22 protein-coding genes are annotated in these 26,852 nt (G+C 73.1%); 10 read left to right on the top strand and 12 right to left on the bottom strand.

From position 1 onward, the window contains the following. Positions 1–14 precede the first annotated feature (14 nt). The 3 genes from FHS22_RS10285 to FHS22_RS10275 are packed head-to-tail and all read left to right on the top strand — an operon-like array spanning position 15 to position 4,114. On the top strand, positions 15–2,267 hold the full coding sequence (locus FHS22_RS10285; RefSeq protein ID WP_184940485.1) for a serine/threonine-protein kinase: 2,253 nt from the start codon (positions 15–17) through the stop codon (positions 2,265–2,267). Between the two features lie 42 nt (positions 2,268–2,309). After that, the gene (locus tag FHS22_RS10280) at positions 2,310–3,701 is read left to right on the top strand and encodes a class II fumarate hydratase (RefSeq protein ID WP_184940483.1); all 1,392 of its coding nucleotides are present in this window, start codon (positions 2,310–2,312) and stop codon (positions 3,699–3,701) included. 26 nt (positions 3,702–3,727) lie between these two features. After that, positions 3,728–4,114 (top strand): tautomerase family protein, encoded by a 387-nt coding sequence (locus FHS22_RS10275; protein ID WP_184940481.1) that lies wholly within the window; start codon positions 3,728–3,730, stop codon positions 4,112–4,114. Here the strand turns inward: FHS22_RS10275 and mca are convergent. Next, complete coding sequence (gene mca / locus FHS22_RS10270) at positions 4,096–4,974, bottom strand: mycothiol conjugate amidase Mca (RefSeq protein ID WP_260407829.1); 879 nt, start codon at positions 4,972–4,974, stop codon at positions 4,096–4,098. The genes FHS22_RS10275 and mca overlap by 19 nt on opposite strands. Positions 4,975–5,203: 229 nt before the next feature. On the opposite strand from mca, the gene FHS22_RS10265 reads away from it, so the two are divergent. The 4 genes from FHS22_RS10265 to FHS22_RS10250 all read left to right on the top strand — a co-directional run bounded on the left by FHS22_RS10265 (position 5,204) and on the right by FHS22_RS10250 (position 10,998). Continuing rightward, positions 5,204–5,962: a 3-hydroxybutyrate dehydrogenase gene (locus tag FHS22_RS10265; protein ID WP_184940480.1), complete on the top strand. Its 759-nt coding sequence runs from the start codon at positions 5,204–5,206 to the stop codon at positions 5,960–5,962. A gap of 126 nt (positions 5,963–6,088) precedes the next feature. Next, the gene (locus tag FHS22_RS10260; protein WP_377296127.1) at positions 6,089–8,062 is read left to right on the top strand and encodes a helix-turn-helix domain-containing protein; all 1,974 of its coding nucleotides are present in this window, start codon (positions 6,089–6,091) and stop codon (positions 8,060–8,062) included. Between the two features lie 175 nt (positions 8,063–8,237). Beyond that, positions 8,238–9,563: an MFS transporter gene (locus FHS22_RS10255; protein ID WP_184940478.1), complete on the top strand. Its 1,326-nt coding sequence runs from the start codon at positions 8,238–8,240 to the stop codon at positions 9,561–9,563. Positions 9,564–9,582: 19 nt separating this feature from the next. Further along, on the top strand, positions 9,583–10,998 hold the full coding sequence (locus FHS22_RS10250) for a tannase/feruloyl esterase family alpha/beta hydrolase (protein ID WP_260407828.1): 1,416 nt from the start codon (positions 9,583–9,585) through the stop codon (positions 10,996–10,998). Here the strand turns inward: FHS22_RS10250 and FHS22_RS10245 are convergent. Together FHS22_RS10245 and FHS22_RS10240 are read right to left on the bottom strand one after the other, a co-directional pair. Beyond that, positions 10,983–12,959 (bottom strand): glycosyltransferase family 2 protein, encoded by a 1,977-nt coding sequence (locus tag FHS22_RS10245; protein ID WP_184940476.1) that lies wholly within the window; start codon positions 12,957–12,959, stop codon positions 10,983–10,985. The genes FHS22_RS10250 and FHS22_RS10245 overlap by 16 nt on opposite strands. Positions 12,960–13,019: 60 nt before the next feature. Beyond that, positions 13,020–13,778 (bottom strand): aggregation-promoting factor C-terminal-like domain-containing protein, encoded by a 759-nt coding sequence (locus tag FHS22_RS10240; protein WP_338047695.1) that lies wholly within the window; start codon positions 13,776–13,778, stop codon positions 13,020–13,022. Between the two features lie 324 nt (positions 13,779–14,102). On the opposite strand from FHS22_RS10240, the gene FHS22_RS10235 reads away from it, so the two are divergent. The 3 genes from FHS22_RS10235 to FHS22_RS10225 are packed head-to-tail and all read left to right on the top strand — an operon-like array spanning position 14,103 to position 16,761. Next, a complete protein-coding gene (locus FHS22_RS10235; RefSeq protein WP_184940475.1) occupies positions 14,103–14,777 on the top strand; it encodes a response regulator transcription factor in 675 nt (224 codons plus the stop codon). Continuing rightward, on the top strand, positions 14,774–16,180 hold the full coding sequence (locus FHS22_RS10230; RefSeq protein ID WP_184940473.1) for a sensor histidine kinase: 1,407 nt from the start codon (positions 14,774–14,776) through the stop codon (positions 16,178–16,180). The genes FHS22_RS10235 and FHS22_RS10230 overlap by 4 nt, the downstream gene beginning before the upstream one ends. Continuing rightward, positions 16,177–16,761 (top strand): hypothetical protein, encoded by a 585-nt coding sequence (locus FHS22_RS10225; protein WP_184940471.1) that lies wholly within the window; start codon positions 16,177–16,179, stop codon positions 16,759–16,761. The genes FHS22_RS10230 and FHS22_RS10225 overlap by 4 nt, the downstream gene beginning before the upstream one ends. Positions 16,762–16,837: 76 nt before the next feature. On the opposite strand, the gene FHS22_RS10220 is transcribed toward FHS22_RS10225, so the two are convergent. The 9 genes from FHS22_RS10220 to FHS22_RS10180 all read right to left on the bottom strand — a co-directional run bounded on the left by FHS22_RS10220 (position 16,838) and on the right by FHS22_RS10180 (position 26,618). Further along, a complete protein-coding gene (locus FHS22_RS10220) occupies positions 16,838–18,160 on the bottom strand; it encodes a PhoH family protein (protein ID WP_184940469.1) in 1,323 nt (440 codons plus the stop codon). Positions 18,161–18,403: 243 nt separating this feature from the next. Beyond that, complete coding sequence (locus tag FHS22_RS10215; protein WP_184940468.1) at positions 18,404–19,171, bottom strand: isoprenyl transferase; 768 nt, start codon at positions 19,169–19,171, stop codon at positions 18,404–18,406. An 81-nt stretch (positions 19,172–19,252) separates the two neighbouring features. Then, positions 19,253–19,735, bottom strand: coding sequence for a hypothetical protein (locus FHS22_RS10210; protein ID WP_338047694.1), 483 nt, complete (start codon positions 19,733–19,735; stop codon positions 19,253–19,255). A gap of 61 nt (positions 19,736–19,796) precedes the next feature. After that, entirely contained in the window at positions 19,797–20,231 is a 435-nt protein-coding gene (locus FHS22_RS10205; RefSeq protein WP_184940465.1) for an SCO6045 C-terminal-like domain-containing protein, read from the bottom strand. A 10-nt stretch (positions 20,232–20,241) separates the two neighbouring features. Beyond that, positions 20,242–21,051 (bottom strand): MbnB/TglH/ChrH family RiPP precursor modification enzyme, encoded by an 810-nt coding sequence (locus FHS22_RS10200; RefSeq protein WP_184940463.1) that lies wholly within the window; start codon positions 21,049–21,051, stop codon positions 20,242–20,244. Between the two features lie 296 nt (positions 21,052–21,347). Next, on the bottom strand, positions 21,348–22,328 hold the full coding sequence (locus FHS22_RS10195) for a TIGR04222 domain-containing membrane protein (protein ID WP_184940461.1): 981 nt from the start codon (positions 22,326–22,328) through the stop codon (positions 21,348–21,350). Positions 22,329–22,409: 81 nt separating this feature from the next. Continuing rightward, complete coding sequence (locus FHS22_RS10190) at positions 22,410–24,209, bottom strand: phosphoenolpyruvate carboxykinase (GTP) (protein ID WP_184940460.1); 1,800 nt, start codon at positions 24,207–24,209, stop codon at positions 22,410–22,412. A gap of 291 nt (positions 24,210–24,500) precedes the next feature. Then, positions 24,501–25,028: a hypothetical protein gene (locus FHS22_RS10185; protein WP_184940458.1), complete on the bottom strand. Its 528-nt coding sequence runs from the start codon at positions 25,026–25,028 to the stop codon at positions 24,501–24,503. Positions 25,029–25,286: 258 nt separating this feature from the next. Beyond that, positions 25,287–26,618 (bottom strand): C40 family peptidase, encoded by a 1,332-nt coding sequence (locus FHS22_RS10180; protein WP_338047693.1) that lies wholly within the window; start codon positions 26,616–26,618, stop codon positions 25,287–25,289. Positions 26,619–26,852: the final 234 nt, after the last annotated feature.

Here is a 26,852-nt window from a genome sequence, read left to right as displayed (position 1 = left end):
GCTATCTTCTTCTCATGCCGGAACAGCAGATGCGCGTGCTCGCTGATCGTTACGAGCTGATCGCGCCGCTCGGCCGAGGGACGATGGGCACCGTCTGGCGTGCCCACGACCGCTCCCTGGGCCGGGACGTAGCGATCAAGGAGATCCGCCAGGAGCCCGGGCTCAGCGAGGCACAGCGCTCCGAACTGCGGGAACGCATGATCCGCGAGGGTCGTACGGCCGCCCGCATCAGCCACCCGTCGGTCGCCACCATCCATGACGCGATCATCGAGGACGGCAGTCCGTGGATCATCATGGAGCTGGTGCAGGCGCGGTCCCTGGAGCAGGTGATCGAGGAGGAGGGCCCGCTCCCTCCCCGCCTGGTCGCCGAGATCGGCGTGGACCTGCTGGGCGCGCTGCGCGCCGCCCACGCGCAGGGGATCCTGCACCGCGACGTGAAGCCCGGGAACGTGCTGATCACCGAGAGCGGCCGGGTGGTGCTGACCGACTTCGGCATCGCCAAGGCCGCGGGCGACACGAGCCTCACCCAGACCGGCATGGTGATCGGCTCCCCGGGATACACCGCGCCCGAGCGGGCACGGGGGGAGCACACCGGGCCCGAGTCGGACCTCTGGTCCCTCGGAGCCACCCTGTACTTCGCGGTCGAGGGGCGGCCGGCGTACGAACGCTCCTCGGTCGCCGAGACCCTGGCCGCGCTGATGACCGAGAGCGCCGACCCGCCGGTCCAGGCCGGTCCGCTCCGCCCCGTGCTCGAACACCTCCTCGAGAAGGACTACACGGCACGGCTCACCGCCTCCCAGGCGGCCGCGATGCTCCGCGCCGTGGCGGACACGCCCTCGGCCGGCGCGGTGCCCCCGGAGGTCCCCGCGGAGCCTCCCGCGGCGGCCTCCGGCGACGGCGGCCCCACGGCTCCGGCCGGTTCTCCGGACGGGCCCGGAGCCGCCGCCGGGGCCGCTCCGGGCACCGGGAACGGCACCGGATCCGGGCCGGAGGACGGGGCCGCGCAGGACGAGGAGTTCGACGCCGACCGCACCATGCTGGTCATCCGCCCCAAGACCGGTCTCCGCCTCCCCGGCACCGAGGAGACCCCGGTCGCCGCGGCGCCCCTCGCGGCGTCGCCTCCGGCGGTCCCCGACACGGCGCCCCCCGTGGCGCCCCCTGCGGCCTCCCCCGCGACGCCGCCCCCGGCCCGCCCCCGGCCGCCGGTCACCTCGTCCGAGCTGGGGGTCCATGTGGCGGGGCGGCCGAGGACGCCGGTCCCGCCCGGAGACCGGGACGGCGGGACCCCCGGCGCGCCGCCGGTCGAGGACTCCTCCGCGACGCCCCCGCACGGCTTCCCCGTCGTCTCCCGGACGGGCGGGCCGGGAGCTCCCATGACCCCGCCGCCGGTGAACCCCGCCGGCCCCTCCCCGGACGACGAGTCGACGGCCGTCGGCATGCTGCCCGGCCACGGCGGGCCGGGCGGCTTCGGCGGACCGGGCGGGCCCCTGCCGGGAGGGATCCCGCAGCAGCCGCTCCCGCCGCCCGGGTACGGACCGGGCCCGGGCAACGGCGCCCTCCCCCCGACGCGGGGGCTGGGGACGGACCTGTTCTCCATCGCGCAGGCGCAGGGCGCGGAGAGCGCCCGCCCGCGGGGGAACCGGAACGGGACCCTCGTCCTGATCGGGGTGGCGGCCGTCTCCCTGGTGATCATCATGATCCTGGTGGTGGCGGCCTTCGCCGACAGCCGCGAGAGCAGCACCGCCGCGGCCGGCGTCGCCACCGCGCCGACGGCCGGGCCGGACGCCGCGGCCGGCGCGGCCTCCTCGGGGCTCCGGTCGCACAAGGACCCCGGCGGGTTCACGATCTCCGTCCCGGACCCGCTGAAGGGCGGCACCGACGGGGACGACGTCGTCTTCAGGAGCTCCGACGACCCCCGCTACCTCCGGGTCAACACCGCCCCGCACGTCTCCGACGACGTCCGCAAGACCGTCACGGCCATCCAGAACGCCGCGGCCGAGGCCGGGAGCTACCCCGGCTACCGGCTGGTCGGGGTCACCGAGGCCGACCCCGAGCCGTACGCCGGGGCGGACACGGCCGACTGGGAGTTCACCTACCTCGCGGGCGGCAAGACCGTCCACGTGCTGGCCCGCTTCGTGAGCCTGCCCGGCAAGGACGACTACGTCATCTACTGGGCGGTCCCCGCGGCCTCCTGGGAGGAGCAGGCCGGCGTCCGCGACGAGGTGCTCACCTCCTTCCGGCCGAAGCAGGGCGCGGACGGCTCCTGAGCGCGAACGCCGGGCTTATCCCCCGCGTTGCAGACTGGCCTCATGAGCGAGTATCGGATCGAGCATGACTCGATGGGCGAGGTGCGGGTCCCGGCGGGCGCGAAGTGGCGGGCACAGACGCAGCGGGCGGTGGAGAACTTCCCGGTCTCGGGGCGGGGGCTGGAGAGCCCGCACATCGCGGCGCTCGGACTGATCAAGGCGATCGCCGCCGAGGTCAACTCCGAGCTGGGGGTGCTGGACAAGGAGCTGGCCCAGGCGATCGCCGAGGCCGCCACCGACATCGCGGAGAACGAGTGGGACGGCGAGTTCCCCGTCGACGTCTTCCAGACCGGCTCCGGCACCTCCTCCAACATGAACGCCAACGAGGTGATCGCCACCCTCGCCGAGGAGCGGCTGGGCCGCCCGGTCCACCCCAACGACCACGTCAACGCCTCCCAGTCGTCCAACGACGTGTTCCCCACCTCCATCCACGTCGCCGCGCTGACCGAGGTCACCTACCACCTCATCCCCTCCCTGCGGCACCTGGCCACCGCGCTCCGCGGGAAGTCGGGCGAGTTCGACCAGGTCGTGAAGGCGGGCCGCACCCACCTGATGGACGCCACCCCGGTCACCCTCGGCCAGGAGTTCGGCGGCTACGCCACCCAGGTCGACAACGCCGTGGCCCGGGTGCGGAGCGCGCTGCCCCGCCTCGCCGAGCTCCCGCTGGGCGGGACCGCGGTCGGCACGGGCGTCAACACTCCGCCCGGCTTCGCGAGGAAGGTCATCGAGAAGCTCCGCGAGGCCACCGACCTGCCGTTCACCGAGGCCCCCGACCACTTCGAGGCCCAGGGCGCCCGGGACGCCGTGGTGGAGCTCTCCGGCCAGCTCAGGACGGTCGCGGTCTCCCTCAACAAGATCGCCAACGATCTCCGGTGGATGGGCTCGGGCCCGCGCGCCGGACTCGGCGAGATCAACCTCCCCGACCTGCAGCCCGGCTCCTCGATCATGCCGGGAAAGGTCAACCCGGTCATCCCCGAGGCCGTCTGCATGGTCGCCGCCCAGGTCGTCGGGAACGACGCCGCCATCGCCTTCGCCGGCGCCTCGGGCAGCTTCGAGCTCAACGTGGCCCTGCCGGTCATGGCGCGCAACGTCCTGGAGTCCGTACGGCTGCTCGCCAACGCCTCCCGGCTGCTGGCCGACCGCTGCGTGCACGGCATCACGGCCAACACCGAACGGCTGCGGGAGTACGCCGAGTCGTCGCCGTCCATCGTCACCCCGCTCAACCGGCACGTCGGCTACGAGGAGGCGGCGAAGATCGCCAAGCAGGCGCTGGCCGAGCGGAAGACCATCCGCGAGGTCGTCGTCGAGCGCGGCCACGTCGCGAACGGCACCCTCACCGAGGAGGAGCTCGACGCCCTGCTGGACGTGCTCTCCATGACCCGCCCGCCGTCGTAGATCATCATCATGGAAGACTCGGTCTCATGACGCAGATCAAGTTCTACGGTCGCCGCGACGTCTGGGCCCCGCTCCGGCGGGAGCTCTCCGATGTCGTGCACGGCTGCCTGGCCGAGGTGTGGAAGCTGCCGGAGGACAAGCGGTTCCACCGCTTCCTGCTGCTGGACGCCGACGACCTGCTCTGCCCGCAGCGGAGCGAGCGCTACCTGATCATGGAGATCGTCTGCTTCGCGGGCCGCTCGGACGAGGCCAAGCGCGACCTGATCCGGACGCTGTTCGCCCGGACCGGGGAGGCGCTCGGCCTCGCCCCGGAGGACCTGGAGATCGTCATCCTGGAGTCGCCCCAGGTGAACTGGGGCATCCGCGGGGTCCCGGGAGACGAGCTGGCGCTGACCTACCCGGTCACCGTCTGACCCCGGAGCCCGGCGAACAGGTCGGTCTCCGGGAGCTCCGTCTCGACGTGGGAGCGGGCGAGCTGGTAGTCCTCGGTGGGCCAGATCTCCCGTTCCACGTCGTTGGGGGTGGAGAACCAGGGCCCCTCGGGGTCGATCTGGGTGGCGTGCGCCTTCATCGCCCGGTCCCTTGTCCCGAAGTGGTCGCCGCAGGTCACACGGGTGGTCGCGGTCAGCTGGGGCATGCCCTCGAACCAGTCCTCCGTGATCATCTCCGCCAGCGGCGACTTCAGCCCCCGGGCGAGCAGTCCCTCGTGGATCGCGGTGAACCACTCGCGGGAGAACGAGACCATGTAGTAGAGCTTGAGCGGCTGCCAGGGCTCGCCGGTGCCGGGGTAGCGGGCGGGGTCGCCCGCCGCCTCGAACGCCTCGACGGCCACCTTGTTGGTCATGATGTGGTCGGGGTGCGGGTAGCCGCCCGTCTCGTCGTAGGTGATGATCACGTGCGGCCGGAACTCCCGCACCGCCGCCACCAGCGGCGCCGAGGCGACCTCGAGATCCTGTACGGCGAAGCATCCCTCCGGCAGCGGCTCGCCCTCCCCGGGCAGACCGGAGTCGACGAAGCCGAGCCAGCGGTGCCCGACGCCGAGGATCGAGGCCGCCTCGGCCATCTCCTTGCGCCGGACCTCCGCGATGTTCTCCAGCACGCCGGGCCGGTCCATCGCCGGGTTGAGGATGTCGCCGCGCTCCCCGCCGGTGCAGGTGCACACGAGCACGTCCACCCCCTCGGCGACGTAGCGGGCCATGGTCGCCGCGCCCTTGCTGGACTCGTCGTCGGGATGGGCGTGTACCGCCATCAGCCTCAGGGGGTTCGCGGTCATTCGCATCCTCATGTCGGTAGATGTCAGGCCAGACTTCTCCGACCCTAGATCAGACCGCCGACAGTTTCCGCGGCGCGGGACACCCCGTCCGGCCGGAAGGGGGCCGCGAACGGGTTCCCCGGTGCCCGGCGGGCGGGCGGCCCGCGTGCGCTCCGTACATAACCCGCCAGGAGAGTATGTCGGTGCGCTACATGGGCCGGGATTCGGGTGATTGCCTAGATTCGTCAGCATGATTGACCTGACAGGGCGACGGGCCGTGGTGACCGGGGCGGGCAGCGGGATCGGACGGGCCTGCGCCCGGCGGCTGGCCGAGGCCGGGGCGCACGTGGTGGTGGTCGACATGGACGCCGAGGCCGCCGCGAAGGTGGCCGCCGAGGTCGCCGGGACCCCGGTCACCGCCGACCTGTCGGTCCCGGACTTCCCGGCCGCGTTCCCTCCCGGCCTGCTGGGCGGTGCCGACATCGTGGTGAACAACGCCGGCTTCCAGCACGTGGCCCCGGTCGAGGCGTTCCCTCCGGACGTCTTCTCGAAGATCCTCAAGGTCATGGTCGAGGCGCCGTTCCTGCTGGCGCGGGCGGTCCTGCCCGGGATGTACGAGCGGGGCTGGGGCAGGATCGTGAACGTCTCGTCGATCCACGGCCTCCGCGCCTCGCCGTACAAATCTGCTTACGTCACTGCGAAGCACGCACTGGAAGGGCTGTCGAAGGTCCTCGCCCTCGAAGGCGCCCCGCACGGCGTCACCTCCAACTGCGTGAGCCCCGCCTACGTCCGCACCCCGCTGGTGGAGCGGCAGATCGACGCCCAGGCCGAGACCCACGGCATCGGCAGGGACGAGGTCGTCGAGCAGATCATGCTCGCGCCCGCCGCGATCAAGCGGCTGGTCGAGCCCGAGGAGGTGGCCGAGCTGGTCGCCTACCTGTGCGGACCGCACGGCTCCTTCATGACCGGCGTCTCGCTGCCGGTGGACGGCGGCTGGACCGCCCGCTGACGACCGCCCGCCGGCGATCAGCCGCCGACGACCGCCCCGGGCCCGCCCCGGCGGAGGGGCGGGGCCGGCCGCGGAGGGGCTCCCCGCCGGCGGCCTCCGGCCGCACGCACGACGAGAATGGACGGCATGGACGCGCGGGTGTTTCTCGAACTGCTGGCCAGGGAGGCCTCGGCCGTCGAGTTCGAGGGGCCCGTCCTGGCCGCCAGGACCGCCGGGGCGGACGCCTCGGTCCTGGCCGAGCTGGAGGAGGCCAAGCTCGCCGCGCTGAAGGTGCGGGCGCTGCTGCGGCGCCGGGCCAGGCGCGAGGCCGAGCTCTCGGCGCTGTTCGACACGGCCGGCGACCTGGCCGGGCTCCGCGACCTGGACGCCGTGCTGGAGGCCATCGTGCGCCGGGCCCGGCAGCTTCTCGGCACCGACGCCGCCTACATGACCCTGCACGACCCCGACCGGGGCGACACCTGGATGCGGGTCACCGACGGCTCGGTCTCGGCCAAGTTCCGCGCCCTGCGTCTGGCCATGGGGGCCGGGCTCGGCGGGCTGGTCGCCCAGACCGCCACGCCGTACGCCACCGCCGACTACTTCGCCGACGAGCGCTTCCGCCACATGACCGACATCGACGACGCGGTGAAGGAGGAGGGCCTCGTCGCCATCCTCGGCGTGCCGCTCAAGCTCGGCGCGCGGGTCATCGGGGTGCTGTTCGCGGCCAACCGGAGCGTGCGCCCGTTCACCCAGGACGAGGTGGTGCTGCTCGGCTCGCTGGCCGCGCACGCGGCGGTCGCCATCGACAACGCCCGCCTGCTGCAGGAGACCAGGAACGCCCTGGAGGAGCTGAGCGAGGCCAACCGCCAGGTCAACGCGCACAGCGAGGCGGTGGAGCGGGCCGCGCTCGCGCACGACCGGATGACGGGGCTGGTGCTGCGCGGCGGCGGGGTCGAGGACGTGGCCGCCGTGGTCACCGAGGTGCTCGGCGGCTCGCTGGCGGTGCTGGACGGCTCCGGGCGGCCGATAGCCGGCGACCTGGACGAGCTGGAGTCCGCGGTCCCGCGGGAGGCGGCCGCGCGGCGGGACCGGCGCGGGCCCGCACCGGCGGCGGCCGCGGGGACCGCCGGGACCGCGAGGGCCGCAGGGGTCACAGGGGTCACAGGGGTCACGGCGGCGCTGATCGCGGACGCCGCGCAGTCCTCCCGGGCGCTGGGCCGTACCGTCCGCAAGGGCAGCCTGCTGGTCGCGTCGGTGGACGTCGCGGCCGAGCCGCTGTGCACGCTCGTGCTGCGGGCCGAGGGCCGGGTGGCCGACACCGACCAGCGCATCCTTGAGCGGGCCGCGCTGGTCACCGCGCTGCTGCTGCTCTTCCGCCGCACGGTGGCCGAGGCGGAGAGCCGGGTCAGGGGCGAGCTGCTCGACGACCTGATCTCCCGGCCCGGCCTCGGCGGGCTGGGCGAGCGGGCCCGGCGGGTCGGCGTGGACCTGGACCGCGACCACGTGGTGGTCGTGGTCCGCCACGAGGGCCAGCGCGAGCGGGCCGCCTTCTGGGCCTCCTCGCGGGCCGCGCTGGAGCACGGCCTGGCCGCCCAGCGCGGGGACGAGCTGGTCCTGCTGCTCCCCGGCGACCTGCCGGGGCCGCTGGCCAGGCGGGTGGCGGCCGAGCTGACCGCCTCCCTCGGCCGCCCGGCCACCGCGGGCGCCTGCGGCCCGGTCCGCGGCCCCGGCGAGGTCGCCGCCGCGCACGGCGAGGCGCGGCGCTGCGCCGACGCGCTGCGCGCCCTGGGCCGGGCCGGGGAGGGCGCCGGCGCCGCAGAGCTGGGCTTCGTCGGGCTGCTGGTCGGCGACGGCCGCGACATCGAGGCGTTCCTCGGCTCGGCGATCGGCCCGGTGGTCGACTACGACGCCCGCCGCGGCACCGCCCTGGTCCGCACGCTCACCGCCTACTTCGGTGCGGGAGGGTCGCTCTCCCGCACGGCGGAGTCCCTGCACATCCACGTCAACACCGTCACCCAGCGCCTGGACCGGATCTCCCAGCTCCTGGGCGCGGGCTGGCAGGAGCCGGAGCGGGCCCTGGAGATCCAGCTCGCCCTGCGGCTGCACCGGCTGCGCGGCTGAGGCCGCCCGTACGGCGGGACCTGCGGGCCTCCGGGCCCGCACGGCCGGGCGGGCACCGCGCGGAGTCCATACATCCCGTCCACAGGGTGTGGAGGTTCCCCACATAGGAGTGACGCCGGTCACTACATACGGTGAGCCGACATCCCCCCAACAGCGATTCCCATTGGTGAGTGAGATGACAGAGAAATCCCGCACCCCCATCGGAAAGATCGTGGGCGCCAGCCTCATCGGCACCACGATCGAGTGGTACGACTTCTTCCTGTACGGCTCGGCCGCCGCGCTGGTCTTCCCCGCCCTGTTCTTCCCCGAGTCCGACCCGCTCACCGGCACCCTGCTCGCGTTCCTCACCTACGCGGTCGGCTTCGTCGCCCGCCCGCTGGGCGCGCTGGTCTTCGGCCACTACGGCGACCGGCTGGGCCGCAAGAAGCTCCTGGTCATCAGCCTGCTGCTGATGGGCGGGGCGACCTTCCTGATCGGCTGCCTGCCCACCCACGCGGCGATCGGCTCGGTGGCCCCGCTGCTGCTGACCGCGCTCCGGCTCGTCCAGGGCTTCGCGCTCGGCGGGGAGTGGGGCGGCGCGGTGCTCATCGTGTCCGAGCACGGCGACGCCCGGCGGCGCGGCTTCTGGGCCTCCTGGCCGCAGGCGGGAGCCCCCGGCGGCAACCTGCTGGCCACCGCGGTGCTCGCGGTGCTGGCCGCCGTCCAGTCCGACGAGACGTTCACCAGCTGGGGCTGGCGCGTGCCCTTCCTGCTCTCGGGCGTGCTGGTCCTGGTCGGCCTGTGGATCCGGATGTCCATCAGCGAGTCTCCGGTCTTCCAGCAGGCCGTCGCCAACGCCGAGCCGGTGAAGGCGATGCCGATCGTGGAGGTCTTCCGGTACCACTGGCGCGACGTGATCACCGCGATCGGCGCCCGCTTCGCGGAGAACGTCTCCTACTACGTGATCACCGCGTTCGTGCTGACCTACGCGACGGGGCCGGTCGACCTCGAGAAGGGCTTCGTGCTCAACGCGGTGCTGATCGGCTCGGCCGTGCACTTCGTCTCGATCCCGCTGTGGGGGGCGCTCTCCGACCGGCTGGGCCGCCGTCCGGTCTACCTGCTCGGCGCGGCCGGCGTGGGCCTGTGGGCGTTCGCGTTCTTCCCGCTGGTCGACACCAAGAACTTCGCCGCGATCACCCTGGCGGTCACGGTCGGCCTGGTCCTGCACGGCGCGATGTACGGCCCGCAGGCGGCGTTCTTCTCGGAGCTGTTCGCCACCCGGATGCGCTACTCGGGCGTGTCCATCGGCGCCCAGCTCGCCTCGATCGTGGCCGGCGGCCTCGCCCCGCTGATCGCGGTGGCCCTGCTGCAGGCGTACGGCTCGGCGCTGCCGGTCATGGTCTACGTCGCCGCGGCCGCCGTGCTGACGCTGGTCACCGTCTTCGTCGCCAAGGAGACCAGGGGCCGCGACCTCGTCACCCTCGACGCCCCCGAGACCACCACCAGCGCCGCCAAGCCCTGAGCCGTACGGAGAGCACGCGATGACACAGCACATCGGCATGACGCCCGCACGGCGCGCGGCGACCGGGGCACGCCGACCGGCCGCGCTCGCCACCGGGCTCGCGCTCGCCACCGCCGCCGTGCTGGCGGCGGGGGCGCCGGCCGCGAACGCGGCGGCGACCGGCGCGGGGACGGCCGGCGGCGCGGCCGGGCACTGCGACCGGCAGGACAGGATCACGGTCCCCGGGGCGGAGAAGCAGGTCGCGGCCTGCCTCGACGACCTCACCACGGCGGGCACCGCGGCCTCCGGGCACACCGACCCCGCCGACTGGGCCGGGCTGCACCCGGCGGGGGCGGTCAACCCGGTGGGCGTGCCCGGCATCCAGGTCGACGGCTACTTCCCGGACACCTCGACCACCAACACCAACCACGGCTGGAACCACGACTCCCAGTTCGTGCTCCGCCTCCCGGACCGGTGGAACGGCGGGCTGGTCGTCGCGGGCACTCCCGGCAACCGGGAGCAGTACGCCAACGACTTCACCATCTCCGACTGGGCGCTGGCCAAGGGCTACGCCTACGCGGCCACCGACAAGGGCAACACCGGAATCGCCTTCCACAAGGACGGCGAGGAGCCCGGGGACGCGATCGCCGAGTGGAACCGCCGGGTCACCCAGATCGCCGTCGCGGCCAAGGCGGTCGCCGCGCAGCGGTACGGCAGGCTGCCCGGACGCACCTACGCGGCGGGCATCTCCAACGGCGGCTACCTGGTCCGCTGGCAGCTGGAGAACCGGCCGTGGCTGTACGACGGCGGGATCGACTGGGAGGGCACGCTCTGGCGGGTCAAGGGCGACAACCTGCTCAACTACCTGCCCGCGGCGCTGCGGGCCTACCCGGAGGGCGACGCCCAGGCGATGTACGACGCCGGGTTCGCGCGCGGCTCGGAGTTCCTGTGGCCCTTCCACCACCAGGTCTACTGGGACCTCACCCAGCGGGTCTACCGGGAGGAGATCGACCCGGACTTCGACGGCGACACCCAGGCGGGCACGCCGTACTGCGCCTCCGGCACCCCGGCCTGCGACGCGGACTACGACTACGACGCGCGCAAGCCGTACCGGGCCCTCCGGAAGATCGCGCTGACCGGCCGGATCAGCAAGCCGCTGATCACGATCCAGGGCACGCTGGACACGCTGCTGCCGATCTCCCGCAGCGGGGACGTCTACGCGGACATGGTCGGCGGGCGGCGCGCCTTCCGGTACTACCGGATCACCGACGGCACCCACACCGACGGCCTCTACGCCGCCCATCCCGACCGGCTCCGCCCGATGCTGCCGTGCTTCCGCAGCGCGTTCGAGGCCATGGAGGGCTGGGTGGAGCGGCGGCAGAGCCCGCCGCCGAGCGCGACCCTGCCGCGCCCGGCCGGCGGCGACCCCGTCAACGAGTGTCAGCTCGGCAGGTAGCGCTGCTGCACGGTCCGGGTGACCCGGACCATGTTCCGGGCGCCGGGGATCCGCAGGGCGAAACGCCGCAGCCGCGGATACCGGCGCACGGGCAGGGCGGGCGCGGCGGCCCGGCGGATCTCCACCCGGCCGCCGCGGCTCATCTCCACGCCGAAGCGGAGCCCGACCTCCCGGTCGTCCATCCGCAGGTACGGCATCCACGCGCCGGGGGCCAGGAAGCCCTGCCGGGGCAGGCGCTTCATCGGGATCCTGGCGATCAGCCGCCCGTCCGCCCGGCCGGGCGCGCCCGGCTCGACCAGGGCGGGCGCGGACACCTCGCGCGTCCCGCCCGGCGCCTGCCGCAGCACCAGCTCCGCCGGTGGCCCTCCGCTCGCCGGCACGTACGGCACCGGCACGACGACGAAGACGTGGTCGCGCTGGCGGGTGACCGTGGTCCCCGGCGAGACGAGCACGATCGACTCGGGGAACGACTGGGGCTCCACGCAGACGCCCAGCTCGCCCCGGTCGGACCACCAGGGGACGACCAGCCGCCTGGCCTGGTCGGCGGGTGATCCGCTGCAGTCGACCGGCGGGCCGGCGACCCGGGCGCGGGCCTGGCAGAGCCCGCCGTCCATCCGCATGTGGATCTCCCAGAGGCCCGGCGCGAGCGGGTGGCCGTGCGCCGCCGTGGTGGCGTCGAGCGTGGCCGTCCCGGTGACCTGCACCCTGACATGGTCGCCCTGCCGCAGGCGGACCACCGAGCAGCTCACCGGGAGCTGGTGGACGGCGCCGGTGCCCTCGTGCCGGGCGTAGACCTGGAACCGGGCCCGGGAGACCGCGGCGGTGACGTCGGCGACCTCGGGGGGCAGGCGGAGGTCGCCGAGGGAGAGCGGGGAGGTCCAGAGCAGGCGGTCGTCCCCGTGCGGCAGGAACCGCGTGGGGTTGCCCGCACTCCACATGATCTCGCCAGTGAGGTTCATCACGAGGGCGCCGTCCCGCCAGACGACGTCCTTGACCTCGGCCTTCAGGTGGGCGCCGCGCATGACCTGGGAGAGCGCGACGAGCTGGTCGAGCCGGCCCGCGCGCAGCAGCGCGGCGCGGACCCTCAGGTGGACGGGGAGGTAGTGGTCGAGCCGTTCGGGGAAGCGCTGGGCGACCAGCTCGCGCAGGGTCGTGAAGGTGACGGAGCGGTCCGCCGAGGAGGCGGTGAACCCGGCTCCGCCGAGCCGGCGCAGGACCGCGGTGCGGTACCAGTGCGCGTACAGGTGGTCGCGCCTGCGCCCCCGCGGCACCGACTCGTCGATGACGTCGAGCAGCTTGCGCAGCGCGGTCGCGTGGACGTGCGGGCTGCCCGGCGGTTCCGGCCGCTCCCCCACGTGGCAGCAGACCTCGCCGGACATGACGGTGACGGCCGCGGCCCGCAGGTAGGCCCGCAGGACGAAGGTCTGCTCGGCGACGCTCCCGCCGGCGCCGGGGAAGGCGAGGCCCTCGGCCGCGAGGAACGCCCTGCGGTAGAGCTTGTGCGGCGTGAGCAGGGAGAGCAGCCGGTCGCCGAGGACGTCGGCGTGCTCGCGGTCCTTGCCGAACACCGCGGAGGGCGGCGCGTCCCCGCTCGCCAGCGGCGCGACGAGGACGTCGGCCCCGGTCCGCACGGCGCGCTCGTACATCCGCTCCAGGGCCGTGCGCTCCAGGCGGTCCGCCTGGTCGAGCAGGTAGACGTACTCGCCGGTGGCGATCTCCAGGGCGGCGTTGCGGCCGCGCATCGGCGAGCCGATGTGTTTCAGATGGAGGACGCGGACGTTGGGATGCGTCTCGGCGATGGCGTCGAGCCGCTGTCCGGTCCCGTCGTCCGACCCGTCGTCGGCGAAGATGACCTCGTACTCCTCAGGAGCCATCGACTGCTCTATCACCGAGCAGATGCACGCGTCGGCCACATCACCGGGATTGTGGACCGGCACCACCACACTGACCTTTATCCCCATACAGTCCAGGATGCGGTCACACGGACGCCAAGCCGGTCCGACCTGCCGATCTGTAGGGTTTCAGTACCAGCCCTTGGCCTGGGAATGTGCCCACGCGCCGCAGGGCGTTCCGTACCGGCCCTTGATGTAGCTCAGACCCCACTCGATCTGGGTGGCCGCGTTGGTCTGCCAGTCGGAGCCCGCGCTGGCCATCTTGTGGCCGGGCAGCGACTGCGGGATGCCGTAGGCGCCGCTGGAGCGGTTCATCGCCCGCTCGTTCCAGCCGCTCTCCTTCATCCAGAGCTTCTCCAGGCAGCCCCACTGGTCGCCCCAGCCGCGCGCCTCCAGCATCTGCTTGCCCAGCGCCTTGTTGCCGGTCGGGTTGGCGGTGCCGGGCGGGAGCTGCCGGGGGTCGAAGCCGCCGCCGCCGGGCGCGGTTTTCACGATCTTGACCGAGTCCAGCGGGTCGCGGCCCTGGCGCTTGCGCTTGAGCGCGTCGGCCGCGAGCGCCTGGACGGCCTGGGCCTTCAGCGCGTCGGTCTCGGGGTCGGCTCCGAACGGGTCGCCGCCGCCGAACGCCTCGGCCATCACGTCGAGGGGGATCGGCTCCCCCTGCGGGGCGGAGGCGTTCTGGACCGCCGTGTAGACGGTGAAGCCGCCGCCGCCGACGATGACGATCGCCGCCGCGCCCAGGACGAGGGCGCGCTTGGGGGTCAGCCACCCCGGCGCCTTCGCCGGCGCTCCGTCCGCGGGGTCGCTCGCAGGCTTCCTGGCGGCGGCGCGCGCCGTACGGCGGGAACCGGGCGCCGGGCGCCCCCTGGGGGACTGGCGCTCCTTCACGGGGGGCGATCCTGCACTCACGACCTATGAGCTTGCCGTGGACGGGGGGGTGCTCCGCAACCGGAACGGAGGATCCGGCCGGTTCGGCACGGGACGCCCGCGGCTTTACCGGGGCTCTACCCCCTGCTTACAGGCGCTTTCCCGACAGCCGACCGGCTGGTGTGATTTTGCTCACACTATCGGGCGGAGGTCCGCCCGCGAACCCCCGCAGACCGGAGGGGAGTCCCGTCCAGGGTGTCCGGCCGGCGTGACGGCGGCATGCGTGCCCTGTCACAGTTTCATGACATGGCGGGGATTGCCGGGCATTCGAAGAATAATGACCAGGTGGCCGGCATCCTCCTCGTTGAAGACGACCCCTCGGTCAGGACAGCCCTCGAACTGGCACTGTCCCGCCAGGGCCACTCGGTGACCTCCTACGGCAGCGGTGAGGAGGCTCTCGACCACATCCGGTCCCGCCGTCCCGAGATCGCCATCCTGGACGTCATGCTGCCCGGGATCGACGGAGTCGAGGTGTGCCGCCGGATCCGCAGGATGGACCAGCTCCCGGTGATCCTGCTCACCGCCCGGGGCGACGACCTCGACGTGGTGGTGGGCCTGGAGGCCGGGGCCGACGACTACGTGGTCAAGCCGGTCGAGCCGCGGGTGCTCGACGCCCGCATCCGCGCGGTCCTGCGCCGGGCGGAGTCCGTCACCTCCGACCGCATCACCTTCGGCGACCTGGTGGTCGACCGGGGGGCGCTCAAGGTCTCCATGGCGGGCCGGGAGGTCCACCTGACCCCCACCGAGCTCCGGCTCCTGCTGGAGCTGGTCCGCCACCCCGGCCAGGTGCTCAACCGCCGGTACCTGCTCCGGGCCGTCTGGGACCACACCCACGCCGCGGACTCTCGGCTGGTGGACGCCTGCGTGCAGCGGGTCCGCGCCAAGATCGAGCCGGTGCCCGCCGAGCCCGAGTTCATCCACACGGTGCGCGGCTTCGGTTACCGGTTCAGCCCGCCGTGAGGCGGATCTACACCGGCCTGCGGGGGCGTCTGGTCCTCACCTTCACCCTGATCGCGGTCGCCGCCTCCGCGCTGGTCGCGGGGATCGGCTACGAGCTCGTCAAGCGCCGGGTGATCGAGCGCGCCGAGCAGGTGGCCGTGGCCGACGTGCGCGACACCCTGACCGGGTCCAGGCTGCCCATCGGCGCGCTCTGGCCGGGGGACAGCCCGCCGACCGACCTGGAGATCACCGCGCTGCAGAAGAGCCTGCGCGTGCACAACGGGGCCGTGGTGGTCCGCTACGAGGAGTACCTGTACTCCGACGGCGAGTTCGGCATGAACGACGTCCCGGCCGACCTGCGGGCCCACGCCGCCGACCGCACGGTCTCCCGGCGCGAGGAGATCCGCGGGGAGCTGTGGCTGGTGATCGGCACCCCGGTCTGGCGGATAGAGCCCATCCACATAGCGCGGCCGACCGGGATGAGCGTCTTCGTCTTCGTCCCGCTCGCCGAGGAGGAACGGCTCCTGACCGGGCTGCGCCGGCCGCTGGCGATCGCCGGAGCCGTCATGCTGGTCGTCGCCCTCGCCGTGGCCCTGCTCTCGGCCCAGCGGGTGCTGCTGCCGGTCCGGCGGCTCGGCTCCGCCGCCCGGGCGCTCGGCGCCGGGCACCTGGACACCCGGCTGCCCGTGCACGGCCAGGACGAGCTGGCCGAGCTCACCGCGACCTTCAACGACACCGCCGCCGCCCTGGAGCGGAGCGTGTCGGAGCTGCGGTCGCTGGAGGCGATGTCCCGCCGGTTCGTGGCCGACGTCTCCCACGAGCTCCGCACCCCGCTGACCGCGATGACGGCCGTGACCGACATGCTCTCCGAGGAGGCCGAGCGGCTGCCCGGGGAGCCGGCGGCGGCCGTACGGCTGGTGCTGCGCGAGATCGAGCGGCTGCGCACGCTCGTGGAGCAGCTCATCGAGGCGAGCCGGTTCGACGCGGGAACCGCCAGGCTGAACCTGGACACCGTGAACGTCGCCGACGCGATCTGCGACTGCCTGGAGATGCGCGGCTGGTCGGACCGGGTGCGGGTGAACGTCTCGCAGGGGCTGGCCTTCTCCGTCGACCCCCGCCGCTTCGACGTCATCGTCGCCAACCTGGTGGGCAACGCCCTGCGGCACGGGGAGCCGCCCGTCGTGGTGGCCGCCCGCAGCACCCCGCACGGCCTGGAGGTGAAGGTGCGCGACCACGGGCCGGGGATCCCCCCGGCGGACCTGCCCCACGTGTTCAACCGCTTCTACAAGGCCGGCACCCGCGGCGACGGCAGCGGGCTCGGACTCTCCATCGCCCGGTCCAACGCCCAGTTGCACGGCGGCACGATCTCGGTCCGCCCGCAGGAGCCGGGCACGCTCTTCACCGTCTGGCTGCCCCCGGCATGAGCAGGACCGTCCGGCCGTTCAGGGCGCCCCTCGCGCTCGCCGCCGCCCTCGCGCTCATGCCCGCCGTCGTGCTCGGCGGGTGCGGCATCGCGCCCAGCGGGGTGCGGGACTGGGGCCGCCCTCCGGTGATCAGCTACAGCCCCACCTGGGTGACGGTCTACCTGGTCCGCGCGGGACGGCTGGAGCCCGCGCGGGTCCCGGTGGTCTCCGACTCCGCCAAGAACATCGTCGACACCCTGTTCCGGGCCGGGAAGCAGCCGCCGAGACCGGGGCTGACGAGCGAGCTGAACGGTTTCAGCCACTACGACAGCAAGACCACCCGGTACACCGGCACCTCCCAGCGCGGCGGCGAGCCCGCGAGCTCGCTGGGGTACCGGCTGAACGTGGTGCTCTCCGGCGAGGGCGGGCTCTCCCGGCTGGGCCTGGCCCAGATCACCTGCACGGTCCGGCAGAACAAGCAGGAGAGCATCTGGAGCGTCGAGATCACCCGGCTGTTCCCCGGGACCCCGGCCTCGCTCGGCGACCACAGCTGCTTCGAGTTCCGGGACCTGGCCGCCGAGGGGGTACGGCTCCCGCCGTGACGGGGCCGTTCCCCGCGCCGCGGCGGGAACGGGCGCCCGGGAGACGGTGCCACGGTCCCCGGACGCCCGCCGCGGCTCACATGGTGACGTCCTCCAGCATCTCGGTGACCAGCGCGGCGATCGGCGAGCGCTCCGAGCGGGTCAGCGTGACGTGCGCGAACAGCGGGTGGCCCTTGAGCTTCTCCACCACCGCGACCACGCCGTCGTGCCGGCCCACGCGCAGGTTGTCGCGCTGGGCGATGTCGTGGGTGAGCACCACCCGCGAGTTGGCCCCGATCCGGCTCAGCACCGTGAGCAGCACCCCGCGCTCCAGCGACTGGGCCTCGTCCACGATCACGAAGGCGTCGTGCAGCGAGCGCCCGCGGATGTGGGTGAGCGGCAGCACCTCCAGCATGCCCCGGTCGATGACCTCCTCGATCACCTCGGGCGTGGTGACCGCGCCCAGGGTGTCGTAGACGGCCTGGGCCCACGGGCCCATCTTCTCGTTCTCGGAGCCGGGCAGGTAGCCGAGCTCCTGGCCGCCCACGGCGTACAGCGGGCGGAAGACGATGACCTTGCGGTGCTGGCGGCGCTCCAGGACGGCCTCCAGGCCCGCGCAGAGCGCGAGCGCGGACTTGCCGGTGCCCGCCCGGCCGCCCATCGAGACGATCCCGACCTCGGGGTCCATGAGGAGGTCCAGGGCGATGCGCTGCTCGGCGGAGCGGCCGTGCAGGCCGAACACCTCGCGGTCGCCGCGGACCAGCCGCACGGACTTGTCCGGCAGCACGCGGCCCAGCGCCGAGCCCCGGCCGGACAGCAGCCGCAGGCCGGTGTGGGTCGGCAGGTCGCGGGCCTCGGCCAGCTCCGCGCTGCCGTGCTCGAAGAGCGACTCGATGTCCTCGGCCGTCACCTGGATCTCGTCCATGCCGGTCCAGCCGGACTCCACCACGAGCTCGGCGCGGTACTCCTCCGCGGCGAGGCCGACGGCGGCGGCCTTGATCCGCATCGGGAGGTCCTTGGAGACCAGCACCACGTCGAGTCCCTCGGCGGCCAGGGAGCGCGCGACGGTCAGGATGCGGGTGTCGTTGTCGCCGAGCCGGAAGCCGACGGGCAGGATGGACGGGTCGCTGTGGTTGAGCTCGACCCGGATGGTGCCCTCGCCGATCGGCATGGGCTCGTCCAGACGTCCGTGTGTCACCCTCAGGTCGTCGAGGTGCCTCAGCGCCTTGCGCGCGAAGTAGCCGAGTTCCGGATGGTGGCGCTTGCCCTCCAACTCGGTGATGACGACGATCGGGAGGACCACCTCGTGCTCGGCGAAACGGCTTATCGCCGCCGGATCCGCCAGGAGGACCGAGGTGTCCAGGACGTACGTCCGCCGGCCGGAGGCTGCGGACGTGGGTGAGGACGAAGGGTTTGCCACGCGTTCTCCCCCGGGCGCCCAGGGTGGCGCCCTGCCATGAGCTGGGATGCGGACCGGACCCGGGCCCACGCTCGCGGCTCGCCGCACGGGGACCGGAGACCGGCCCTCCTCGGCAGGTCGTGAGGCAAAGGCGGGCCCTCTCCGGAGTGGACGGGCTGTGCCCGCCTACTTCTTACGGTACGTCGTGAATTCCCCCGATCCAATGGTCCATACCTGACCGAAAGGGGGTGTTCACGTTGCGTTTCAGGTGCCGTACCGACGGTGCCGCGCGGCGTACGAGCGGAGCGCCCGCAGAAAGTCGACCCTGCGGAAGTCAGGCCAGTAGGCCTCGCAGAAGTAGAACTCGGAGTGGGCGCTCTGCCAGAGCAGGAAGCCGGACAGGCGCTGCTCTCCCGAGGTCCGGATGACCAGGTCGGGATCGGGCTGGCCGCGCGTGTAGAGATGCTCCGCGATGTGCTCCACATCGAGGACCTCGACCAGGTCCTCGATGCTCGCTCCCTTGCTGGCGTGCTCCAGGAGGAGGGAGCGCACCGCATCAGCGATCTCACGTCTTCCTCCATACCCAACCGCAACGTTCACAATCAAACCTGGACGGTGCGATGTTGCCTCTTTTGCATTTTTCAGGACATGCGCCGTGCGATCGGGCAGCAGGTCGAGCGCGCCCATCGGCTTGATGTGCCATCCGTCGGCCACGAGTTCCTGGACGACATCCTCGATGATCTTCATGAGGGGTTCGAGCTCGTCCTTGGACCGGTTGATGTTGTCACTGGAGAGCAGCCACACCGTGACGACCTCGACCCCGGCCTCCCGGCACCAGCCGAGCAGCTCGGAGATCTTGTCGGCTCCCTTGCGGTGCCCGCGGCTGACGTCCTCGATGCCCATCGAGCGGGCCCAGCGGCGGTTGCCGTCGACGATGACGCCGACATGGCGAGGCACCATGTCCCGCTCGCGGGACAGCTTGGTTTCCAGCCGCCGCTCGTACAGCCGGTAGACGAGATCGCGCATGCCCATGTGGAGCCCCTCCCCTCAGCGCCCGGCGCCTGCGGGCGTTGACAGGCAATTATCACCGCCGCCGGAAGCTGCCCGCCCCTTCTATTGTGTTCTGCCTGGGTTGCCGGGCCGCTGCGGGCCCAGGCACTCCTCCGCCTCCGCCACCAGCGCCTCCACGAACCCGCCCAGCTCGGCCGAGGTCAGCACCGCGCGCAGCCCCACCCCGCCGCTCCCCCAGGCCTCCACGAACGCCCTCCGGGTCAGCCGCCACTCCCCCGCGGGCCCCCGGCCGCCGGGGACCCAGACCGGGATCGTCCGCAGCCGGCAGCGGAGCTCGCCCCCGCCGACCAGGCCGTTCCTCGTCCGGTAACGAAAGGCGAACAGTTCCTCCTCGTCCGGCAGCTCGGGAAACCGGTCGTCCGGATCGGGCCACGGCCCGTCCCGCTCGGCGCGGGCCTCGGCGACCCCCCTGGCCAGCCGGGAGAGGAACCAGCCGCACCGCTCCCCCACCGTGCCGTAGGGCGCGCCGTCACGGTGCAGTTCCAGGGTGACCTCGTACGGCGAGCCGACGCTGTCGCGGCACACGATGGGAGTGACCGTCAGATACGAACCGTCTACACAGCGTAGTCCACCCACCTCAGAGAGGTTATCCCCGTACCGCCCGCCAAAACGTCCGCAGGCGGGACCGCAGCCCAAAGGACGGGGCCGGCGCCGCCGCCCCGGGGAGGCGGCCCGCCGCCCCGAGCGCCTCGGCGAAGTCGCGGGCGTCGGCCCGGGAGCCGCCCGCGGGCTTGGGGCGGCCCCGGGCGTAGGCGGCGAACTCGGCCGCGAACCCGTCGCCCAGCGCCCGGACGAGGTCGGGGCGGAGCCGGGCCACCGTCCCCCGCCGTTTGGCGATGAGGCTGTTCTCCTGGATCCGCAGCCGCTCCCCGTCGAACCCCGGCGGCGCCTCGCCTCCGGCCACCAGCGCGGCCAGCAGCCCGGCCTGGGCCCTGGCCAGCTCCGCGCGGGGATCGGGGACGCTCTCCGCGCCGGGAGCACCCGTCGCGGCAGCTCCGTGGCCCGACACGGGCTCGGACACGCGATCGGGCTCAGGCACGGGTCATCGCTCCGCGGATCCGGCCGAGCTCGGCCTCCAGTGCCTCGTCGCTGGGGTAGTCGGCGTCCCACTCCAGCAGCACCCCGGGCGGGTCCACCCGGGCGCAGAGCTCCGACAGGACGTCGAGGACGTCGTCGGGGACGTGCGCGGTGTGGGTGTCGTGCCAGACGTCGCCGTGCAGGTGGCCCCCGGCGACGTGCACGTAGGCGAGCTCGGACAGGGGGAGGGCGTCCAGCGCGTCCACCGCCCGCAGCCCCAGGTTGACCTGGTTGGTGTAGAGGTTGGCCACGTCGACCAGGAGCCCGACCCCGGTCGCGGCGACCAGGTCGCCGAGGAACTCCGCCTCGGTCATCTCGTCCTCCGGCCAGCCGAACAGCGCCGCCACGTTCTCCAGGGCCAGCGGAACGCCGCCGAGCGCGTCCTGCGCCCGCCGTACGTTCTCCGTCACCACCCCGAGCGCCCGCCGGGTGCGCGGGACCGGGAGCAGGTGACCGGCCTCCATCCCGCCCGCCCGCACGAAGGCGAGATGCTCGCTGACCAGCGGCGCACCGAGCGCCTCGGCGCATTCGGCCAGGTGCGTCAGCCGGGCCGGGTCGGGCGGCTCGGCGCCGCCGATCCCCAGCCCGACGCCGTGCGGGATCACCGGCACGCCCCGGCTCCGGAGCACCCGCAGCGACTCGGGCAGCCGGTCGGGGCGGATGTTCTCCGCGATCACCTCGACGAAGTCGACGCCGGGCAGCCGTTCCACGGTGAGGTCGATCTCCGGCCGCCAGCCGATCCCGACCCCGAGCCGCTCAGTCACCGCCGCCGCCTCCCCCGCAGCTCGACCCTCCGCCGGAGTCGCCGGACCCGCTGTCCCAGCCCCCTCCCGAGTCGCCGCCCGAACCGGAGCTCCAACCGCCGCCCCGCGATCGACGCCTCTGTGACCCACGATCCCACCGCGCCTGCCGAGCGAGCAGTACCGGCAGGAGAATGAGGAGCGCCAGAAAAGCAACAACCACCAGGAAAACGGTCATATCAGCCTCCAGGGGTAGGGGGCTCGCCTGACTCGCGCCCCGTAACCGGTAGACGATCAAGCCGGACGGAAAGTTCTCTCGGTCAGCCGCCCCCGCAGCCGCCCCCGCCGCAGCTCGACCCGCCGCCGCAGCTCGACCCGCCACCCGAGTCGCTCGAACCGCTCGAACCGCTCGAACCGCCGGAGTCGCCCCAGCCGCCGCCGAAGTCGCCGCCGCCGTAGGAGGCGTCGCCGGAGCCGCCGCCCGAACCGCCGCCGCAGGCGCCGCCCACGTAGCCGCCCGACGAGTCGCCCCGCTGGAGCTCGTCGGTCAGGTAGGGGTCGCCCAGCGCGCCGAGGCCGTACAGCGCCACCGGCGCGCCGACGGCGAAGGCCAGGTCGCCGGTCACGGGCTGGGCGCCGCGGACGTGGGCCCGGCGGGCGGAGTCGAGCACGTCGTGCCCCGCCTTGCTGACCACGCCGCTCAGGACCCGCTTCCAGCGCCGATGGGCGGAGAAGCCGAGCACCACCGTGAGGAGACCGATCAGGAACGCCACCGGGACGAGGTCGGTCGAGATCCCGACGACGAGCGTGCCGATCGTGAAGGGAACCGCGAGCACCGAGACGGCCAGCAGCCGGTTCAGCAGCTTCCACGCCTGCCCGAACGCGCCGTCGGGCAGCAGCAGGCCCTGGCCGAGCAGGTGGTAGCGCAGGCCGCTCATGGCCTGGCCGTCGGCCACCGCACGGCGCAGCTCACCGGCCGATCCGGTGCCGCCGCGGGCGGCGAGCGCCTCCAGGACGGCCTGCTCGATCGGGTCGGGCGAGGGCGGGGCCCCGGCGACCAGGCTGATCTGGCCGCCCCGCGCGACCCGGACGCCGCCGCCCCTGGCCAGCATGCCGAGCGCGGTGTTGACCGTGCGGAGCGGCCCGCCGGCCAGGTAGGCCAGCTCGTAGGGGCTGAGCGGGCCACCGCGGTGGCCCGGACCCGCGGCGCGGATCCTGCGGTGCTCGGCGCCCAGCGCCGTCACCGTGGTGAGGGCCACCACGGCGAAGGCCGCCGCTATGACGACCAGTACGACTCCCATGTCGGCCTCCCGGGGAAGGGGGCGCACGCCCCGTTGTCAGATAGACGCACGGGGCGGCACGGAAGTTGCACCCTCAATGTCTCAATTCAGACGGTCGACCAGGGCGTTGTACTCGTCCCAGAGCTCCTTGGGCAGGTGGTCTCCGAAGGTCTCGAAGAAGGCCGGGATCAGCGCGGCCTCCTCCTTCCAGACCCCGGTGTCCACGCTGAGGAGGGTCTCCAGGTCCTCGGCGGGCATGTCGAGGCCCTCGGTGTCCAGCTCGGCCGGGAGCAGGCCGATCGGGGTCCGTACGGCCTGCGCCTCGCCGTTGAGCCGGTCCACGACCCACTTGAGCACGCGGCTGTTCTCGCCGAAGCCGGGCCAGATGAACCTGCCGTCGGCGTTCTTGCGGAACCAGTTCACGTAGTAGATGCGCGGCAGCTCGGCGCCCTCGCGCTGACCGATCTTGATCCAGTGGGCGAAGTAGTCGCCCATGTTGTAGCCGCAGAACGGGAGCATCGCGAAGGGGTCGCGGCGCAGCTCGCCGACCGTGCCCTCGGCGGCGGCGGTCTTCTCCGAGGCGATGTTCGACCCGATGAAGACGCCGTGGTTCCAGCTCAGCGCCTCGGTGACGAGCGGGACCGCGCTGGCGCGGCGGCCGCCGAAGAGGATCGCGGAGATCGGCACGCCCTTGGGGTCCTGCCACTCGGGGGCGATCGTCGGGCACTGCCCGGCGGGGACCGCGAAGCGGGCGTTGGGGTGGGCGGCGGGCTCGTCGCTGTCCGGGGTCCAGTCGCGCCCCTTCCAGTCGGTCAGGTGCGCCGGGGGCTCCTCGGTCAGCCCCTCCCACCACACGTCGCCGTCGTCGGTGAGGGCGACGTTGGTGAAGACGCTGTTGCCCCAGAGCGTCTTGATCGCGTTGGCGTTGGTGGACTCGCCGGTGCCGGGCGCGACGCCGAAGAAGCCGGCCTCGGGGTTGATGGCGTACAGGCGGCCGTCCTCGCCGAAGCGCATCCAGGCGATGTCGTCGCCGATCGTCTCGACCTTCCAGCCGGGGATGGTCGGCTGGAGCATCGCCAGGTTCGTCTTGCCGCACGCCGACGGGAAGGCCGCGGCGACGTAGCGGGTCTCCCCGCCGGGCGGGGTGAGCTTGAGGATGAGCATGTGCTCGGCCAGCCAGCCCTCGTCGCGGGCCATGGTGCTGGCGATGCGCAGCGCGTAGCACTTCTTGCCGAGCAGGGCGTTGCCGCCGTAGCCGGAGCCGTAGGACCAGATCTCGCGGGTCTCGGGGAAGTGGCTGATGTACTTGGTGGAGCTGCACGGCCACGGCACGTCGGCCTGGCCGGGCTCCAGCGGGGCGCCGACCGAGTGCACGGCCTTGACGAAGTCGCCGCGCTCCTCGATGAGCCGGAGGGCGGCGTCGCCCATGCGGGTCATGACCCGCATGGAGACCGCGACGTACGGCGAGTCGGTGATCTCGACGCCGAGCTGGGAGATCTCACCGCCGAGCGGGCCCATGCAGAACGGGACGACGTACATGGTCCGCCCGCGCATGCAGCCGGCGAAGAGCTCGCCGAAGGTCGCGCGCATCTCCGCGGGGGCGATCCAGTTGTTGGTCGGGCCCGCGTCCTCCTCCTTCTCGGAGCAGATGTAGGTGCGGTCCTCGACCCGGGCGACGTCGCTGGGGTCCGAGGCGGCGTAGAAGCTGTTCTGCCGCTTGGCCAGGCGCTTGAACGTGCCCTGCTCGACCAGCAGGTTCGTCAGGCGCGTCCACTCGGCCTCGGAGCCGTCGCACCACTCGATCCTGTCGGGGCGGGTCAGCTCGGCGATCTCCCTGACCCAGGCGACGAGTCCCTCGTGGGTGGTCGGAGTGGAGGCGGATACGTCAACGGTTGCGGTCACTGCGGCAGCTCCTCACGCTTCTCAGGGCCAAATCATCATTGACGACGAAACCGGAGTTAATCCAATTGGCATAGACCAGTGAACGCGTCCGGGCGAACGCCGTCATGATCCCGGTCCGGGCCCGCCGACAGGCATACGGCCTGGCAGGGACCATGGCATCCGGAGGGACCTACCCAGAAAAAGCGAAATTAAAGAAACTGCTTGCGGCAGTGGTATAGGCCATTAAGAGAGGTCTAAACCAATCTCGCCAAAGGTTCAGACCAATCATGAGGCGATTTTCCCTGCCCAGCCTCAGGAACTCACGTCGGGACCGGCGGCGCGCACCCGGTCGACGTGCTGGAGCGCGTCCCGCAGGTCGGCCAGCCAGGTGTCGGTGTGCGTGCCCACCAGGCGCACGCACCAGGCGAGCGCGTCGCTGCGGCTGCGGGCCACCCCGGCGGCCACGAGGGTGTCCAGCACCCGGCGCTCCGTCTGCCGCAACCGGGTCATGACGGGCACCGACAGTGTGGTGAACATCACCGTCCGGTCACCCGCGGTGACGCCCCAGGAGACCTTCCGGCGGAAGCGGTGCTCCGCCTCCAGGGCGATCTCGATGCGCCGCTCCCTGGTCTCCTCGCGGAAACGCTGCACCGCACCCTCCACCGCGGCGGCCCGCTCCACCTCGGAGGCGTCCTCGGCGAACGCGGGACCCCGCAGGACGCCGATCACCGAGATCTCCTCGCGGTCGAGCACGACCTCCGGCCGTCCCTCGAACCACTCCTCCGGCAGGCGGCCGGAGAACCAGCCTCGCAGCTTCTCGCGTGCTTCGTCATTTTCCATGTAATGGAGATTACATCGCTTCAGCACACCAGGCCAGGGGTCTCCACCGAAGCCGGCCGGCCGATCCCGGGCACCCGTCCCGGCCTCCGCGCCGGCCCGGACGCGACGGCTCGCGGCGGTGTCCTCGCACCCCGGGAGGCGGCGATCCGCGCATGGGCCCGCCTCCGCGCGCCGGGGGCCGCGCGAACGCGGAGAGGACGCGGGAAGAACGAGGGAAGGCTGCGCGAGCGGGGGAAGACCGCGGGAAGGCGGGTCCCTTCAGCGCACCCGGGCGGCGGCCTGGGGGCTGACCCGGACGGCTCCGGCGAAGTTCTTCGTGGTCACGGGGACGAGTTTGACCACGTCACCGGTCCTCGGAGCGTGCAGCATCTTCCCGTCACCCCAGTAGATCGCCACGTGCGAGACGTAGCCGGGGTTGGTCGGGTCGTGCCGCCAGAACAGCAGGTCGCCCGGTTGGGCCTGGGCGAGCGGGACCTGCGGTCCCGCGACGAACTGCTGGTGCGTCACGCGGGGCAGCCGGACGCCCGCCTGGGCGTAGGCCCACTGGACGAGGCCGGAGCAGTCGAAGCTGTCGGGGCCCTCGGCGCCCCACACGTACGGACGGCCCAGCTTGCCGACCGCCGCGGTGAGCGCGGCCTGCACCTGCGGGGCGGTCATGAAGGCCTCCGCGGGCCAGACGGTCTGCCGGGCCGCTTCGAACACCGGGTTGACCGTGGCGACCTGGCTGCCCCTGGGCAGGATCCTGAGCAGGGCGCGGCGCAGCCCGGCCGTGTCGGCCCCCGGGGCGCTCACCACCAGCGCGTTGTTCTGCGGGATGCCCAGGGCCCGCGCGGTCGGGCGGGCGACCACCGCGTCGACCTGGCCCATGCCCATCGTGGCGTAGGCGCCCACCCGCAGGGCGTGCCCGGGAGCCGTGACGGTCTTGCCCAGCGGCATGCCCCCGTCGTTGCCGAGGACGAAGGAGACGGCGATCTCCCCGGCCGCGAGGTTGCGCCAGAGCCGGTCGGACCGGGCGGTCGGACGGGGGGTGTAGGCCCGGAACGTCGAGGGGTCCACCCCCAGTGTCTGCACCCGCTTGCCGTCCAGGACGACCTCGGCCGCGTCGGCGCGCTCGATCGCGCGGACCCCGTCGAGCCGGGCGACCTTCGCCACCACGGCCGGGCTCAGCGTCCGGTCCGCGACCACGAACAGGTGGGGCCTGCGCATCGCGGTCAGCGGGGCGACCGGCTCGGCGGACGCCTCCGGCGGCGCCGCCCCCTGCGGCTCTCCGGTCGGCTCCCCCGCCGGCCGGGTGTCGGCCACCGGCGCCCGGTCCGCGGGCCGGCGCGCCGCGACGGTCTCCGCCTCCCGCTCCGGCAGCCGGGACAGGACCACCACGTCGGCCGCGAGGACGGCGACGAGGAGGGCCGCGATGGCCGGGACCATCCGCCGCATCGTGCGGGCGGCGCGGTCGTCGTGGCGGACCCCGTAGCCGGGGGGGAGGCCGTACGGCCGGCGGAGCGGCGGACGGCGGCCGAGCCGCGGACGGTAGGCGAGATCGTGGCGGGCCTCCCGGACCAGGTCGGCCAGGCGCCTGCGCCGCTCGAACACCTCGTCTCCCCTCCGTCGTCTCCCCTCCGCCGTCCGGCGTGGGCGTCCGTGGAACCCGGCTCCACGAAGCCTGCCGTACACCGCGCTCGGATGCACGCGAACCCGCCCGAACGCTCCCGATCCTTGACATGATTCGCCCCTCGCGAGGGGAGCCGGGGCCGCGGCGCCCGGTCCCGCGGGCCCCGTACAACGCGACGATCCGCCGGGACCCGAGGTCCCGGCGGATCGGTCGTC

The sequence above is a fragment of the Thiemannella venezuelensis genome (genome assembly GCF_014203605.1).
Classification (GTDB): Bacteria; Actinomycetota; Actinomycetes; order Streptosporangiales; family Streptosporangiaceae; genus Planomonospora_A; species Planomonospora_A venezuelensis.
The sequence above is the reverse complement of the archived record's forward strand: the minus strand, read 5'-3'. Positions and strand labels throughout refer to the sequence as shown.

What these genes read in the sequence shown, in the direction of transcription:
- FHS22_RS10285 (WP_184940485.1), top strand. Translation starts at nt 15, where the DNA reads ATGCCGGAACAGCAGATGCGCGTGCTCGCTGATCGTTACGAGCTGATC.
- FHS22_RS10280 (WP_184940483.1), top strand. Translation starts at nt 2,310, where the DNA reads ATGAGCGAGTATCGGATCGAGCATGACTCGATGGGCGAGGTGCGGGTC.
- FHS22_RS10275 (WP_184940481.1), top strand. Translation starts at nt 3,728, where the DNA reads ATGACGCAGATCAAGTTCTACGGTCGCCGCGACGTCTGGGCCCCGCTC.
- mca (WP_260407829.1), bottom strand. Translation starts at nt 4,974, where the DNA reads ATGACCGCGAACCCCCTGAGGCTGATGGCGGTACACGCCCATCCCGAC.
- FHS22_RS10265 (WP_184940480.1), top strand. Translation starts at nt 5,204, where the DNA reads ATGATTGACCTGACAGGGCGACGGGCCGTGGTGACCGGGGCGGGCAGC.
- FHS22_RS10260 (WP_377296127.1), top strand. Translation starts at nt 6,089, where the DNA reads ATGGACGCGCGGGTGTTTCTCGAACTGCTGGCCAGGGAGGCCTCGGCC.
- FHS22_RS10255 (WP_184940478.1), top strand. Translation starts at nt 8,238, where the DNA reads ATGACAGAGAAATCCCGCACCCCCATCGGAAAGATCGTGGGCGCCAGC.
- FHS22_RS10250 (WP_260407828.1), top strand. Translation starts at nt 9,583, where the DNA reads ATGACACAGCACATCGGCATGACGCCCGCACGGCGCGCGGCGACCGGG.
- FHS22_RS10245 (WP_184940476.1), bottom strand. Translation starts at nt 12,959, where the DNA reads ATGGGGATAAAGGTCAGTGTGGTGGTGCCGGTCCACAATCCCGGTGAT.
- FHS22_RS10225 (WP_184940471.1), top strand. Translation starts at nt 16,177, where the DNA reads ATGAGCAGGACCGTCCGGCCGTTCAGGGCGCCCCTCGCGCTCGCCGCC.
- FHS22_RS10215 (WP_184940468.1), bottom strand. Translation starts at nt 19,171, where the DNA reads ATGGGCATGCGCGATCTCGTCTACCGGCTGTACGAGCGGCGGCTGGAA.
- FHS22_RS10195 (WP_184940461.1), bottom strand. Translation starts at nt 22,328, where the DNA reads ATGGGAGTCGTACTGGTCGTCATAGCGGCGGCCTTCGCCGTGGTGGCC.
- FHS22_RS10185 (WP_184940458.1), bottom strand. Translation starts at nt 25,028, where the DNA reads ATGGAAAATGACGAAGCACGCGAGAAGCTGCGAGGCTGGTTCTCCGGC.